At 66.0% G+C, this 15,136-nt stretch carries 9 protein-coding genes; 5 read left to right on the forward strand and 4 right to left on the reverse strand.

Annotation, left to right across the window (positions count from 1 at the left end):
- Positions 1-130: 130 nt before the first annotated feature.
- Genes gpmI through EL388_RS12625 form a run of 5 tightly spaced genes read left to right on the forward strand, consistent with a single transcriptional unit; the run spans position 131 to position 5,518 of the window.
- Positions 131-1,714: a 2,3-bisphosphoglycerate-independent phosphoglycerate mutase gene (gene gpmI / locus EL388_RS12605; RefSeq protein ID WP_126463739.1), complete on the forward strand. Its 1,584-nt coding sequence runs from the start codon at positions 131-133 to the stop codon at positions 1,712-1,714.
- An 8-nt stretch (positions 1,715-1,722) separates the two neighbouring features.
- Positions 1,723-2,892 (forward strand): murein hydrolase activator EnvC family protein, encoded by a 1,170-nt coding sequence (locus EL388_RS12610; RefSeq protein WP_165919142.1) that lies wholly within the window; start codon positions 1,723-1,725, stop codon positions 2,890-2,892.
- Between the two features lie 23 nt (positions 2,893-2,915).
- A complete protein-coding gene (locus tag EL388_RS12615; protein WP_126463741.1) occupies positions 2,916-4,307 on the forward strand; it encodes a S41 family peptidase in 1,392 nt (463 codons plus the stop codon).
- A gap of 28 nt (positions 4,308-4,335) precedes the next feature.
- A complete protein-coding gene (locus tag EL388_RS12620; RefSeq protein ID WP_126463742.1) occupies positions 4,336-4,731 on the forward strand; it encodes a hypothetical protein in 396 nt (131 codons plus the stop codon).
- 37 nt (positions 4,732-4,768) lie between these two features.
- Positions 4,769-5,518, forward strand: coding sequence for a HesA/MoeB/ThiF family protein (locus tag EL388_RS12625; protein WP_126463743.1), 750 nt, complete (start codon positions 4,769-4,771; stop codon positions 5,516-5,518).
- Positions 5,519-5,521: 3 nt separating this feature from the next.
- On the opposite strand, the gene EL388_RS12630 is transcribed toward EL388_RS12625, so the two are convergent.
- From EL388_RS12630 to EL388_RS12645, 4 genes are all read right to left on the reverse strand, one after another.
- A complete protein-coding gene (locus tag EL388_RS12630; RefSeq protein WP_126463744.1) occupies positions 5,522-6,247 on the reverse strand; it encodes a DUF3108 domain-containing protein in 726 nt (241 codons plus the stop codon).
- A 92-nt stretch (positions 6,248-6,339) separates the two neighbouring features.
- On the reverse strand, positions 6,340-7,743 hold the full coding sequence (locus tag EL388_RS12635) for an FAD-dependent oxidoreductase (protein WP_126463745.1): 1,404 nt from the start codon (positions 7,741-7,743) through the stop codon (positions 6,340-6,342).
- A 4-nt stretch (positions 7,744-7,747) separates the two neighbouring features.
- Positions 7,748-12,202, reverse strand: a complete 4,455-nt coding sequence (gene gltB / locus EL388_RS12640; protein ID WP_126463746.1) for a glutamate synthase large subunit — start codon at positions 12,200-12,202, stop codon at positions 7,748-7,750.
- Between the two features lie 118 nt (positions 12,203-12,320).
- The gene (locus EL388_RS12645) at positions 12,321-14,939 is read right to left on the reverse strand and encodes a PD-(D/E)XK nuclease family protein (RefSeq protein WP_126463747.1); all 2,619 of its coding nucleotides are present in this window, start codon (positions 14,937-14,939) and stop codon (positions 12,321-12,323) included.
- Positions 14,940-15,136 lie beyond the last annotated feature (197 nt).

Genomic DNA, 15,136 nt, shown 5'->3' on the forward strand with positions numbered 1-15,136 from the left:
TTTGCTCCGTGCCGCTATCCCTGATTATTTGGCCCTCTGTTTTTACAGTGTAAGCCTATCGCAAACAGTATTCAAATATACTAAAATACCTTCCGAAAAAAATGTCAGACCGAGTTAAAAAAATCATCTAATGCCTCCTGCCGTAAAGCCTGTTTTGCTGATCATCCTCGATGGCTTCGGTTGTCGGGCCGCCGACCCGTTCAATGCCATCGCCAACGCAAGCAAGCCCAATTGGGACAAATACTGGCAGCAGTTTCCGCATACCCTGATTCAGGCCTCCGAGGCCGCCGTCGGCCTGCCCCGCGGCCAGATGGGCAACTCCGAGGTCGGCCATCTCAACATCGGCGCCGGCCGCGTGGTCTACCAGGAATTCACCCGCATCGAGCGCTCGATCCAGACCGGCAACTTCTTCGAGAACCCGGCGCTGAAGCACAGCATCGCCGAAGCCAAGGCGCGCGGCACGGCACTGCATATCCTGGGCCTGCTCTCGGACGGCGGCGTCCACAGCCACGAGCAGCACATCCACGCCATGCTGGAACTGGCCGCCCGGCAGAAACTGGAAAAGGTCTATCTGCACATCTTCCTCGATGGCCGCGACACTCCGCCCAAGAGCGCCGAGGCCTTCATCAAGCGCCTGCAGGAGAAGACCGAAAAACTGCAGACCGGCCGCATCGTTTCGGTCATCGGTCGCTATTTCGCCATGGATCGCGACCGCCGCTGGCAGCGGGTGAAGGCCGCCTACGACCTCCTGACCCAGGGCCGCGCCCCCTACCAGGCCGGCAGCGCGCTCGAAGCGCTGGAGATGGCCTATGCCCGCGGCGAGACCGACGAGTTCGTCAAGGCCACCGCCGTCGTGCCGGCCGGCAGCCAGCCCGTGCGCATGGAAGACGGCGACGCCATCGCCTTCATGAACTTCCGCTCGGACCGGGCCCGGCAGCTTTGCCGCACCTTCATCGAGCCTGGTTTCGCCGAATTCGACCGCGAATACGTGCCCCAACTGTCGGATTTCTGCACCCTGACCAGCTACAGCAGCGAATTCGACGTGCCCGTGGCCTTCCCGCCGGAGCGGATCAAGAACGGCTTCGGCGAATATGTCTCCAGCCTGGGCCTGCACCAGTTGCGCATCGCCGAGACCGAGAAATACCCGCACGTGACCTACTTCTTCAACGGCGGCCAGGAAACCGTCTATCCCGGCGAGGAACGGGTTCTGGTCAATTCGCCCGACGTCGCCACCTACGACCTCAAGCCCGAGATGAGCGCCTATGAGGTGACCGACAAGCTGATCGCCGCCATCGAGAGCCGCAAGTTCGACGCCATCATCTGCAACTATGCCAATGCCGACATGGTTGGCCACACTGGCATCTATGACGCCGCCAAGCAGGCGATCGAGGTGATCGACCAGTGCCTGGGTCGCGTGGTCGAGGCCATGCGCGGTATCGGCGGCGAGGTGTTGATCACCGCCGACCATGGCAACGCCGAGACCATGCTCGACGTCTTCACCACCCAGGCCCACACCGCCCACACCACCAACCTGGTGCCTTTCCTCTACATCGGCCGCCCGGCCAAGGTCGCCGACCACGGCGCCCTGGAAGACGTCGCCCCGACCCTGCTCAGGATGATGGGTCTGCCACAGCCGATGGAAATGACCGGCCACCCGCTGATCGAGTTCGACAGCGAGGCGGCGGCGCCCGCTCCCAGGGCAGCCCAATCCTAGTGGTGACCGTGCGGCTCGGGACCCTCCTCCTCTGCACGCTCTTCGCCACTACGGCCCTCGCGGCCACCGACCCCAGGCAGCGCGAACTCAAGGAGCTGCGCGGTCGCATCGACCAGCTCAAGAAAGAGATCGAGCAGGCCAAGGAAGACCGAGCCGAGGCGGCCGATTCGCTTAAGCAGTCCGAACGCAGGATCAGTGACGTCAACCGCGCCCTGCGCGAACTCGATCAGCGCCAACAGGGCCTGAGCGAGGAACTCAAGGACATCCAGGGCAATATCCGCCAGACCCAGCGCGGTCTCGACAACCAGCAGGCCCGCCTGGCCGAACTCTTGCGCCAGCACCAGCGGCAGGGCGATGCCGATGCGCTCAAGTTACTGCTCAGCGGCAAGAGCCCGGGCGAGACGGCGCGCGATCTCGAGTATTACCGCCACATCGGCCGGGCTCGCGCCGAGCTGATCCGCAACCACCAGGCCAGCCTTGACCGCCTGGATGCCCTGCAGCGCCAAGCCGAAGAACGCAAAGACCGAATCGAGAAGGTGAAGGGCGAGCGTCTACAGCAGCGCAAGGATCTGGAAAAAGAGAAGAAGGCGCGGCAAGAAGTCTTGACCAGCCTGTCCCAGCAGATTCAGCAACAGCGCAAACAAGTCGCCAGCCTGGTCCGCGACGAGAAACGCCTGAGCCAGCTGATCGAACGCCTGAGCCGGCTCGCGCTGAAGCCGGCCAAGACCCTGACCGCCCCCGGACGCAAGACCAGCCAGGTACCCGACGCCAGCCTGGCCGGTCTCGACTTCGCCAAGCTCAAGGGCCGGCTGGCGCTGCCTGTGGCCGGCACCATCACCGCCCGCTTCGGCCAGGCCCGCGAAGGCGGCGGGCCGTCCTGGAAGGGCGTCTTCATCCGGGCGCCGGAGGGCCAGGGGGTGCGGGTCGTGGCCAGCGGCCGGGTCGCCTTCGCCGACTGGCTGCGCGGCTTCGGCAACCTGCTGGTGGTCGACCACGGCGACGGCTTCCTCAGCCTATACAGCAATAATGAAAGTCTGTATAAACAAGTGGGCGACAGCGTCAGGGCCGGCGACGTGGTGGCCGCGGTCGGCAACACCGGCGGCCAGTCCGAGCACGGCCTGTATTTTGAACTCAGGCACCAGGGCAAACCCTTCGACCCCTTAAGCTGGGTCCAATAGCGATCAGTGGGATAGAGCACAGCATGTCCGGCAAGTTGAAACAAATCGGCCTCATCACCATGGGCGCGCTGATCGGCGCGGCGCTCACCCTGAACTATTCGGCCATCGCCGAGCGCGAGCCCGAGCCGCTGCCGATCGAGGACCTGCGCGCCTTCTCCGAGATCTTCGGCAAGATCAAGAGCGATTACGTCGAGCCGGTAGAAGACAAAAAGCTGATCACCGAGGCGATCAACGGCATGCTCTCCGGCCTCGACCCGCACTCGGCCTATCTCGACGCCGAGGCGTTCAAGGAACTGCAGGTCGGTACCCAAGGCGAATTCGGCGGCCTCGGCATCGAGGTCGGCATGGAAGACGGCTTCGTCAAGGTCGTCTCGCCGATCGAGGACACCCCCGCCTATCGCGCCGGCCTCAAGAGCGGCGACCTGATCATCAAGCTCGACGACACGCCAGTGAAGGGCATGACCTTGAACGAAGCGGTCAAACGCATGCGCGGCAAACCCAACACCGATATCGTGCTGACCATCCTGCGCAAGGGCGACAGCAAGCCCCTGGTGATCACCCTCACCCGGGCGGTGATCAAGATCAAGAGCGTCAAGCACAAGCTGGTCGAGCCGGGCTACGGCTATGTCCGCGTCACCCAGTTCCAGGAACACACCGGCGACAACCTGGTCGCGGCCCTGAAGGATCTGGAGGCGAGCAACAAGGGCGCGCTCCAGGGCCTGGTGCTCGACCTGCGCAACGATCCAGGCGGCCTGCTCAACACCGCGGTCGGCGTCGCCGGCGCCTTCCTCAAGCCGGACCAGTTGGTGGTCTACACCGAGGGCCGCACCGAGGAGGCCAAGATGCAGCTCTCGGTTCGGCGCGACCACTATCTGCGCGGCGGCGAGGCCGACTATCTGAAGAACCTGCCGGCCTGGACCCGCAGCGTGCCCATGGTCGTCCTGGTCAACGGCGGCTCGGCCTCGGCCTCGGAGATCGTCGCCGGCGCCCTGCAGGACCACAAGCGCGCCCTGGTCGTCGGCACCCAGAGCTTCGGCAAGGGCTCGGTCCAGACCATTCTGCCGCTCAACAACGGCACAGCGATCAAGCTGACCACCGCGCGCTATTTCACGCCAAACGGCCGTTCGATCCAGGCCAAGGGCATCACCCCCGACATCACGGTGGAAGAGGCCACGATCAGCGCCAACGAGGCCGGCATGGAATTGCACGAATCGGACCTCGAACGCCACCTTGCCAACGGCCAGGAGCAGACAGCGAAACCGGAAAAACCGAAGACCGACAAGAAGGATGCCGGCAAGGACAAGAGCGACAAGAAAGCGCCGTTCGATCCGGCCGAGATCGTGTCGAAGCACGACTACCAGTTCAACCAGGCCTTGATCCTGCTGAAGGGATTGCACCTATTGCAGCAACGCTAGCACCGGCTAGCCAGAGACGGAGGGCAGCATGAACACCCCGTTGGAGATCCAGAAGCGCCGCGAAATCGTGTTCGCACCCTTTCCCACGGGGCAGATCGCCCTGGCCCTGCAGGTGCTCGAAGGACTGCCCGGCCTGAGCGCCCAGCAGATCGACCACCAGACCGTCGAGATCGAATACCCGGTCACCGACTACACCCTGGAGGGTCTGCTGACCGGCCTGGAGGCCCAGGGCTTTCACCTCCATTACACCCTGTATATCCGGCTCAAGCACGCCTTGGTTTTCTACTGCGAACGCACCCAGCTCGAAAACCTGATCCGACCGACCACGCCGACCAAGCGCTATCAGCCCCACGTCGACGCCTGGCAGAAACGGCCGCATGGCGACCACGACGCCACGCCTACCGAATGGCGGCAGTACAAATAATTAATCTGATCCCGCGCCCGCCGGCTGCACGACCGCATTGAACGACAACCAGCTCCTCCATTATTCCCGCCACATCCTGCTGCAGGAGATCGGCGTCGAAGGCCAGGACCGGCTGCTCGGCGCCCATGCCCTGATCGTCGGCGCCGGCGGCCTGGGCTCGCCCGCGGCCCTTTACCTGGCCGCCGCCGGTGTCGGCCGCATCACCCTGGCCGACGCCGACCAGGTCGAGTTGACCAACCTGCAGCGCCAGATCGCCCACGACATGGCGAGCCTGAACGAGAACAAGGCCGCTTCCGCCGCCCGTCGGATGCGGGCGATGAATCCGGATGCGATGATCGAGCCCCTGGCCGAGCGCCTGGCCGGGGCACGGCTGGCGGAGCTGGTCGGCCAGGCCGAGGTGGTGCTCGATTGCAGCGACAACTTCGCCACCCGCCACGCCATCAACCGCGCCTGCGTGCAGCACAAGAAACCCCTGGTCTCAGGCGCGGCGGTGCGCTTCGACGGCCAGGTCAGCGTGTTCGACCTGCGCCAGGGCGAGGCACCCTGCTATGCCTGCCTGTTTCCGGAACACGCGGAAGAGTCGGAGATGCGCTGCGCCGAATTCGGCGTATTCGCGCCGCTGGTCGGCGTGGTCGGCGCCATGCAGGCCGCCGAGGCCTTGAAGCTGCTGATGGGGATCGGCCGCAGCCTGAGCGGCCGCTTGCTGCTCTACAACGCCCTCGATGCCGAGTGGCGGACGATCAAGCTGAAAAAAGACGGCCAGTGCGCGGTTTGCATGACCAAATAGCGTTTAGCGCGCCGCCGGTTTTTTCTGGGCCGGGAGGGCAAGCCCCGACAAGGCCTTGAGCTCGGCCCGATAGCGTTTGCCGTCCTCGGTGTGCTCGATGCGCACCGGCAGATAGGACAGCGCCTTGGCCAGCCACAGGCTGGTTTCGTAGTCGCCTTCGATCCGCTGCAATTTCACGGTCGGCAGGCGGCCGTAGGGGGTGTCCAAGGTCTCGTTGCCGGCCACGGTCAAATCGTAGGTCTTCAACTCGCCGCGGTCGGCGATCTGATAGCTGAAGCGCTTGCGCTGCTTCTGCATGTCGTAGGTCGCCGCCAGTTGATAGAGCAGCCGGTCAAGCACGTCCGGCTTGATCGCGAGCTGCCAGGCCTCGCCATTGTGGTTGCCATTCGCCTGCTTGGCCTGCCAGTCGAACTGCGCGTTGCTCGATTTCGTCTTCTTGCCCCCACTGCGCTGGTATTGATAGTCCAAGGGCTCGAACCGGCCCTTGATGAAGCGAAAGCGGCTCTGCTCGACGATACGGTCCTTCATCAGGATCGCGGCGACGCCGGTGGCGACCGTCCGGGTCGAATAGAGGTAGTCGCCGCTGGCAAGCTTTTCCAGCTTGCGCTCGGTCTCGCCCAAGGGCATGGATTCAAGACTCAGCTCATAGCGGGCGACAAAGCCCTGCGGCGGTGTGGTCGCCCAGGCGGGCAAGGCGCAGAGCATGAAGACGGCGAAGACGATGCGCATGGGTTCCTCCCTCGGTTTATGCACCCCATTGTGCCCAGAAAAGACGAACCCCGCACGCGGCGGGGTTCGTCTTGGTCTGATGCAGGTTCTGATTACCAGACGCCGAGGTACTCCAGGATGCCCTTGGCCGCCTCGCGGCCCTCGAACACCGCGGTGACCACCAGGTCGGAGCCGCGCACCATGTCGCCGCCGGCGAAGATCTTCTCGTTGGCGGTCTGGTAGGCGTGCTTCTGGCCGCGGGCGACCACGCGGCCGCCCTGGTCGGTGCCGATGCCGAACTCGGCGAACCAGGGTTGCGGATTGGGCCGGAAGCCGAAGGCGACCAGCACCCGGTCGCAAGGCACGATCTCTTCCGAGCCGGGCACGACCACGGGCGAGCGGCGGCCGCGGGCATCGGGCTCACCCAGGGTGGTGGTCACCAGCTTGATGCCCTCGACCTTGCCGTTGCCCACGATCTCGACCGGCTGCCGGTTCCACAGGAACTGCACGCCCTCTTCCTTGGCGTTGGCCACCTCGCGCTTGGAACCGGGCATGTTGGCCTCGTCGCGGCGGTAGGCGCAGGTGACCGAAGCGGCGCCCTGGCGGATGGCGGTGCGGTTGCAGTCCATGGCGGTGTCGCCGCCGCCGAGCACCACCACGCGCAGGCCCTTCATGTCGATGAACTCGTCCTGCTTGTAGCCCAGGCAATGCTTCACGTTGGAGATGAGGAAGGGCAGCGCCGGCATCACGCCCGGCAGGTCCTCGCCCGGGATGTCGGCCTTCATGTAGGTGTAAGTGCCCATGCCCATGAACACGGCGTCGTATTCCTTGAGCAGGTCCGCCATCTGTACGTCCTTGCCGACCTCGGTGTTCAGGCGGAACTCGATGCCCATGCCCTCGAAGATCTCGCGCCGGCGGGACATGACGCCCTTTTCCATCTTGAACTCGGGGATGCCGAAGGTGAGCAGGCCGCCGATCTCCTCGTAGCGGTCGAACACCACGGGCTTGACCCCGTTGCGCGCCAGCACGTCGGCGCAGCCCAGGCCGGCGGGGCCGGCGCCGATGACGGCGACCCGCTTGCCGGTGGCTGTGACCTGGCTCATGTCCGGGCGCCAGCCCTGGGCGAAGGCGGTCTCCGAAATGTAGCGCTCGATCTGGCCGATGGTGACGGCGCCGAAGTTGCCCTGCTGCAAGGTGCAGGCGCCCTCGCACAGGCGGTCCTGGGGGCAGACCCGGCCGCAGACCTCGGGCAGGGAATTGGTCTGGTGCGACAGTTCGGCCGCCTCATTGATGCGCCCCTCCTCGATCAGCTTGAGCCAGTTGGGGATGTAGTTGTGCACCGGGCACTTCCACTCGCAATAGGGATTGCCGCAGGCCAGACAGCGACCGGCCTGTTCCTTGGCCTGGTCGGCGTCCATCTGGGCGTAGATCTCCTTGAACTCGACGCGACGCACCTCGGCCGGGGTCTTGGCCCCGTCGCGGCGGGCAATTTTCAAAAACTGAAAAACGTCAGACATCGCATTAGTCCTTGAGCAAGCTGTCGAGGGTCAGCGCCTTCGGCTTGACCAGCCAGAAGCGGTTCACCACATCGTCGAAGTTTTCCAACATCCAACGGGCGCGGGCGCTGCCGGTGTGCAGCAGGTGCTTCTCCAGACGGCCCTTGAGGAAGGCGCGGAACTCGCCGGTCTTCTCGTCGTTGATCCGGTTGATGTCGACCAGCTCGTTGTTGTAGCGGTTGGCCAGTTGCGCCTGCTCGTCGAACACCAGGGCGAAGCCGCCGGTCATGCCGGCACCCAGGTTGAGGCCGACCTCGCCCAGCACCACGATGGAACCGCCGGTCATGTATTCGCAGCAGTGATCGCCTGCCCCTTCGACCACGGCATGGGCACCGGAGTTGCGCACGCCGAAGCGCTCGCCGGCGGTGCCCGCGGCGAACAGCTCGCCGCCGGTGGCGCCGTAGAGGCAGGTGTTGCCGACGATGGCCGCGCGGTGCGATTCGAAGGCCGAACCCTTGGGCGGATAGACGATCAGGCGGCCGCCGGCCATGCCCTTGCCGACGTAGTCGTTGGCATCGCCCTCGATCTCCAGGGTCAGGCCCTTGTGGTTCCAGACGCCGAAGCTCTGGCCGGCCGAACCGTTCAGTTTGATGTGCAGGCAATCGTCGGGCAGGCCGTCGGCGCCGTGGGCCTTGGCGATCTCGCCCGAGAGCCGGGCGCCGATCGAGCGGTTGACGTTGCGCACGGCGTATTCCAGCTTCTGCGGCCGCTTGGCCTTGATGCCCTCGATGGCGTCTTTGACCATCTGCTCCGCCAGTTCGCCCTTGTCGAACGAGGGGTTGGATTTCTCGACGCAGAAGCGCGGCTCCTCGGCCGGGATGGAACCTTGGGAGAGCAGCAGGTCGAGCTTGAGCTTGTGCTGCTTGTCGCTCTCGCCTTCCAGCAGTTCGAGCAGATCGGTGCGGCCGATCAGGTCCTCGAACCGCTTGATGCCGAGCTTGGCCATCCACTCGCGGGTCTCGCGCGCGACGAAGGTGAAGTAGTTCACGATCATGTCGGGCAGACCGATGAAGTGCTTCTTGCGCAGGGTCTCATCCTGGGTGGCGACACCCGTGGCGCAGTTGTTCAGGTGGCAGATGCGCAGGTACTTGCAGCCCAGGGCGACCATGGGGCCGGTGCCGAAACCGAAGGACTCGGCACCGAGGATGCCTGCCTTGATCACGTCCAGGCCGGTCTTCAGGCCGCCGTCGGCCTGCACTCGCACCCGGCCGCGCAGGCCGTTGGCGCGCAGCACCTGCTGGGCCTCGGACACGCCCAGCTCGAACGGGGTGCCGGCGTACTTGACCGAGGTCAGCGGGCTGGCGCCGGTGCCGCCGTCGTAACCGGAGATGGTGATGAGGTCGGCATAGGCCTTGGCCACGCCGGCGGCGATGGTGCCGACGCCGGGCTCGGCCACCAGCTTGACCGAGACCAGGGCCTGCGGGTTGACCTGCTTCAGGTCGAAGATCAGCTGAGCCAGGTCCTCGATCGAATAGATGTCGTGGTGCGGTGGCGGCGAGATCAGCGAGATGCCGGGCTTGGTGCAGCGCAGGCGGGCGATCAGTTCGGTCACCTTGCCGCCGGGCAGCTGGCCGCCCTCGCCCGGCTTGGCGCCCTGGGCGATCTTGATCTGCAGCACCTCGGCGTTGACCAGATAGTGCGGGGTGACGCCGAAGCGACCGGAGGCGACCTGCTTGATCTTGGACATCTTGAGCGTGCCATAGCGGGCCGGGTCTTCGCCGCCCTCGCCGGAGTTGGACCGGCCGCCGATGCGGTTCATGCCCTCGGCCAGGGCCTCGTGCGCCTCGGGCGACAGCGCGCCGAGCGACATGCCGGCGGAGTCGAAGCGCTTGAGGATCGCCTCGATCGGCTCGACCTCGTCGACCGAGATGGGTTGGGCCGCCTCCTTCACCTTCATCAGGTCGCGCAGCATGGCCACCGGCCGGTTGTTCACCAGCGCGGCGTATTCCTGATAGGCCTCGTAGGAACCGGTCTGCACCGCCTTTTGCAGGGTCTGCACCACGTCCGGGTTGTAGGCGTGGTACTCCTCGCCGTGCATGAACTTGAGCAGGCCGCCGGCCGGGATCATGCGCATCGGGTTGAAGGCGGCACGGGCGAGCTTTTTCAGATCCTGCTCGAAGTCGGCGAAGTTGGCGCCGGAGATGCGCGAGGTGGTGCCCTTGAGGCACATGTCGACCACCTCTTCGTGCATGCCGACCACCTCGAACAGCTGGGCGCCGCGATAGCTGGCGATGGCGGAGATGCCCATCTTGGACATCACCTTGTACAGGCCCTTGTCGATGCCCTTGCGGTAGTTGGCCAGGGCCTTGTACAGCGGCAGCTTGACCTCGCCCGAGCGCACCATCTCGGCGATGCTCTGGTAGGCCAGGTAGGGATAGACGGCGGTGGCGCCATAACCGATCAGGGCGGCGACCTGGTGCGGGTCGCGCGCGCTGCCGGTCTCGGCCACGATGTTGGCGTCGCAGCGCAGGCCGGCATCGGTCAGGGCATGGTGCACGGCGCCGACGGCGAACAACATCGGGATGGGCAGGCGATCCTTGGTGATCTTGCGGTCGGACAGCACGACCACGACCTTGCCGGATTTCACCGCGGCGACGGCGTCGCCGGCCAGCGTCGAGAGCGCGGCCTTGAGGTTGGTCGCGCTCGGGTCGTAGTTCAACTCGAACGTGACTGCAGCGTAGGCGGGATCGGCCTGGGTGGTGATGGCGACGAACTTGTCGTGCGACAGCACCGGCGAGGCGACTTCCAGCCGGTGGGCGTGGTCGGCGGTCTGCTCGAACAGATTGCGCTCGCGGCCAAACACGGTGTTGAGCGACATCACGATGGCCTCGCGGATCGGGTCGATCGGCGGGTTGGTGACCTGGGCAAATTGCTGGCGCAGGTAGTCGAAGGGCGAGCGCACCTTCTGCGACAGCACCGCCATGGGCGTGTCGTCGCCCATGGAGCCGATCGCCTCCTGGCCGTCCTCGGCCAGCACGCGCACCACCTGGTCCAGTTCCTCGAAGCTGACGTTGAACAGTTTCTGCTGGGTCTTCAGGCTGGGTGTGTCGAGCTGCGGGCAGTCGGCGTCCTGCTCGGGCCCCAGTTCCAGGCGGGTGGCATATTGCTTGAGCCAGTCACGGTAGGGATGGGCGCTCTTCAGTTGCTGATCGATGTCTTCGGGCAGCAGGAACTTGCCGGTCTTAAGGTCGGCCGCGACCATCTGGCCCGGACGCACCCGGCCCTTGGCCACGACCTGGTCCGGGCTGTAGCCCCAGACGCCGATCTCGGAGGCGATGGTGACGTAGCGGTCCTTGGTGATGACGTAGCGGGCCGGGCGCAGGCCGTTGCGGTCGAGCATGCAGACGCCGTAGCGGCCGTCGGTCATGACGATGCCGGCCGGACCGTCCCACGGCTCCATGTGCATGGAGTTGTATTCGTAGAAGGCGCGCAGGTCCGGGTCCATGTTGGTCACGTTCTGCCAGGCCGGCGGCACCATCAGGCGCATGGAACGGAACAGGCTGGAGCCGCCCATGAGCAGGCCTTCCAGCATATTGTCGAAGCTCATCGAATCGGAGCCGTTGGTGCCGACCATGGGCCGCACGTCGGCCATGTTCGGGATCAAGGGCGACTCGAACTTCTGCTCGCGGGCGCGGGCCCAGTTGCGGTTGCCCTGCACGGTGTTGATCTCGCCGTTGTGGGCGAGGTAGCGGAAGGGCTGGGCCAGGCGCCACTCGGGCCAGGTGTTGGTCGAGAAGCGCTGATGGAACACGGCCAGCGAGGAAGCGAAGCGCTCGTCGTTCAGGTCCGGGTAGAACACCGGCAGATAGGCCGGCATGACCAGGCCCTTGTAGGAGATCACCCGGGCCGACAGGGTCGGGATGTAGAAGGTCTTGTCGTCGCCGGCAACCGCCTTTTCCACCTTGCGCCGCGCGATGTAGAGCTTGCGCTCGAAGATCTCGGCATCGATGCTGTCCGGGCAGTTGACGAACAATTGCTCGATCACCGGCAGCGACTTCTTGGCATATTCGCCCAGGGCTGACTCATCGGTCGGCACGTTGCGGAAGCCGGCCACGATCAGGCCCTCGGCCTTGAGTTCGGCATTCAGCAGATCGCGTGCGCGCTTGGCCAGCGCCGCGTCGCGGTTGAGGAAGACCAGGCCGGCGGCATAACGCTCGGTCAGCTTGAAGCCGGCCTCGGCGGCCACGGCGCGCAGGAAGGAATCCGGTTTCTTGAACAGCAGACCGCAACCGTCGCCCGACTTGCCGTCGGCGGCAACGGCGCCGCGGTGGGTCATGCAGGCCAGCGAGGAAATCGCCGTTTGCACCAGCCAATGCGTGGCCTTGTCATCGAGTTGCGCAATCAAACCGAAGCCGCAACTGTCCTGCTCGAAGTTAGGGCTATAAAGCGTGCCCTCAAGCCAACCTTGTCGATCTGCCATTTTGTTTTTAAAAACCCGGAAACTCTGGATAAAGGGCGGAAATTTTATCTGTATCCGCCCGCCCCGCCAACCTTGGCGCTGGATCGGGTTTTCCGGGGCAGACGGCTAGGCGGATAGCTTATTGGCCCGCCCAATGGTCGCGCCGGCACAGGCCGCGCATCTCGCAGCGGTCGCAGACCGGGCCGGCGCCCTGGGCCGGCAGGGCAGCACCCCCGGCCAGGGCGGCGAACACCGCCTGGAAGCGGGCGGCCTCGGCCGCGGCCGCCTCGGCCAGCCCCTCCTGCCAGGCCAGAACCGTCACCTTGTCCTCGTCGAGGGTGACGAAGCCGGCCTCGACCGCCTCGGTCAACCAGGCATAGCAAGGCAGTTGCACATCCTCGCCCGGCCGTTTGAGCTTCGCGCTGAGGCTGGCCTTGGATTGCGTCTTGTAATCGAGCACGGCCAGCCCGTCCGCGGCGCGGTCGAGCCGATCCAGCCGGCCCTCCAGTCGAATCTCCGCGTCGCCAACCCCCACCGCCAGTGCCGTCTTGGCCTCGGCCTTGGCAAAGCGGTGACCGGCCCGCTCCCAGGCCAGGGCCCAGTCGAGATAGGCCGCCTGCCGCCGCTGCCAGCGCAGACGCCAGGCCTCGGCCAGATACGACGTCAGCCCGGCCTCGGCGAAGGCCTCTTCCACGGCGCCGGCCAGGTCGGCCGCCAGGGTCGCCCGATCGAAATCGGCCAACACGGGGTGATCTTCGTGGAACTTCGCCAAAGCGGCGTGGATCAAGGTGCCATATTCCCGCTTATCCATTTCCTCCGCCACCTCGTCCAGCTCGTTCAGGCCCAAGAGGTGCCGGGCATAGAAGCGGTAAGGGCAATCGACCAGGCTCTGCCAGCCGCTGACGGTCACCCGCTCGGGCAGGCGATCGGCAAGAGGGGCCGGAACCTCGGCCGCAGACAACGCCGTCTCGGCGGCCGGCTCGACCAGGGCCGGGGGCGAGCGCTTCAAGCTCACCCCGAAGCAGGCGCGATGATAGAGATCGAGCGTCTCCAGCCAGGGGCTCAGCGCCAGCGGCTCGCCGTCGCGCTCGGCCTGCCAGGTCGCCGCCACCCGCGGCGTGCGGCCGATCACATCGGCCAGCGCAGCCTGCAGCTCCGACTCCCGCTCGGCCTGGCCGGGCAGGCCGAGCTCCCGGCGCACCGCCTGGTTGAACAGGCCGGGCGATACCGTCTCCGGCAGGTGGCCGGCATCGGCACCCAGGATCAGCACGGCATTAAATTCACGCAGCCGCGCGGCGCGCAAATGGGTGAAGCGGACCGGACTTTCGACCCGGGCATCGACGAAGGTGGCCTGGTCCAGCTGCAGCATCAGCCAACGCCGCCATTCGGCGAAGCGATAGGGCGCGGCATCTCCCTGAAGCTCGCCTTGCAACCGCCGCAGCAGGGCGAGCAGTTGGCCGCCGGCCCAGTCCGCCTCGAGCGCCCGACGCACGCCGAGCTGCTCGAAGGCCCGTAGCAGGCGCTGCTGCCATTCGGCCAGGGGCAGGCGCTGGCCGGTGAACAAGCGGCGCGCCGCCTGCATGCGCTCGAGCAGGGGTTCGACCCCGGCCAAATTCGCCTGCCTCGCCAGTTGCTGGAAACGCCCCCAACCCTCGACCACCCCGGCCCGGCGCAGGGCCAGCTCCAGTTCGGCCACGGCCGCCGGCAGGACCTTTGGCGCCAGGTCGGCGAAGACAAAGGGCGACTTCAGGAAATCCAGCAGGTCGCGGTAATAGCAGTCGTCCTGGAGCAGACCGAACCAGCGGTCGAGCACATGGCTCACCGCCGCGGTGGAAAAGGTCCAGCCGGTCTCGTCCTGGACCAGGATGTCATGACGCTCCAATCGGGCGCGCAGGCGACGGGCCGCCACCCGGTCGAGGGCGACGATGCCGATCGCCTCATGGCCCTCGGCCAGCCAGCGACGAATCTGCAGTTCGGCCGCCACCGCCACCGCCTCCAGGCTGGCCGCCCCATAGAGGACCAGGTCATCCGTCAGCGGGCCGATGGCCGCAGCCGCCGCCTCACCCCCTACCCAGGCCGCATCGAGCACGGCCTGCCGTTCCGGATAGGCCAGGGGCAGGGCAAGTCCGCGCACCGGCTGCCGCACCGCATAGCGTTCGAGAAAACCCTGCTCCATGGCCGAGAGGCCGGGCAGAGGCAAGTGGTAGAGCGGCAGCGCGGCGCGCTCGGCCAGACAGGCCAGGCGCTCCGCATAATCGCGACCACTGTCTGGCCGGCCGCCTTGCTGCAAGGCATACCAAAGCTCATGCGCCAGTCGGGCCTCGAAACCCAGGGTCGCGTTGAGCCGGCGCCGATAGGCCGCCTCCAGCCGGCTGCGGAATTCGGCATAGTCGGCGGGCAGGGCAAGCTGGTTGTCGCTCAACTCCCGCATCAAGCCAGCCAGTTCGACGGCGGCCGGCCAGAGCTGCCGCTCCTGCAGGCGGCCGGTACGGCGGAGGAAACTGTAGATCTCGACCAGGCGCCGGCTGTCCGGCTCGGCCGCAGCACGGCCGGGCACGCCGACGGCCAGCGCCGGCAGGGTCAACAAGCGGGGCGGCAGGACGACGCGGCCGGCCAGGGCCGTCTTGAGCCCGGCGAGAAACCCCTGGGCCGCCGCGTAGTGCGGCACCAGCACGGTCAGCGCGGAGAAGTCGGGCGCCCGCCCTGCCTCGAATTCGAGAAACTCGCGGACGGCGGAGACATAGGCAGCGGTCGGCATGGACGCATTATTGCAGGGCAGCCGCAACTCGGCAGGCAAAACGAGCGGAGCTAAAAAAAACCCCGGCCAGGCCGGGGTGAAGAGAGGAGGGTGTCGGCCAGCCTATACAAGCCCTTGGCCAACATGCCTAGCGGTCGCCAGATGGCTCAAAACGACCGCCGGGACTTGGTGGAATGCATGGCATTCCGGAAATTGCG

Source organism: Sulfuritortus calidifontis (assembly GCF_003967275.1).
In the GTDB taxonomy this organism is placed as follows: domain Bacteria; phylum Pseudomonadota; class Gammaproteobacteria; order Burkholderiales; family Thiobacillaceae; genus Sulfuritortus; species Sulfuritortus calidifontis.

What these genes read in the sequence shown, in the direction of transcription:
- gltB (WP_126463746.1), bottom strand. Translation starts at nt 12,202, where the DNA reads ATGGCAGATCGACAAGGTTGGCTTGAGGGCACGCTTTATAGCCCTAAC.
- gpmI (WP_126463739.1), top strand. Translation starts at nt 131, where the DNA reads ATGCCTCCTGCCGTAAAGCCTGTTTTGCTGATCATCCTCGATGGCTTC.
- EL388_RS12630 (WP_126463744.1), bottom strand. Translation starts at nt 6,247, where the DNA reads ATGCGCATCGTCTTCGCCGTCTTCATGCTCTGCGCCTTGCCCGCCTGG.
- EL388_RS12615 (WP_126463741.1), top strand. Translation starts at nt 2,916, where the DNA reads ATGTCCGGCAAGTTGAAACAAATCGGCCTCATCACCATGGGCGCGCTG.
- EL388_RS12635 (WP_126463745.1), bottom strand. Translation starts at nt 7,743, where the DNA reads ATGTCTGACGTTTTTCAGTTTTTGAAAATTGCCCGCCGCGACGGGGCC.
- EL388_RS12620 (WP_126463742.1), top strand. Translation starts at nt 4,336, where the DNA reads ATGAACACCCCGTTGGAGATCCAGAAGCGCCGCGAAATCGTGTTCGCA.
- EL388_RS12645 (WP_126463747.1), bottom strand. Translation starts at nt 14,939, where the DNA reads ATGCCGACCGCTGCCTATGTCTCCGCCGTCCGCGAGTTTCTCGAATTC.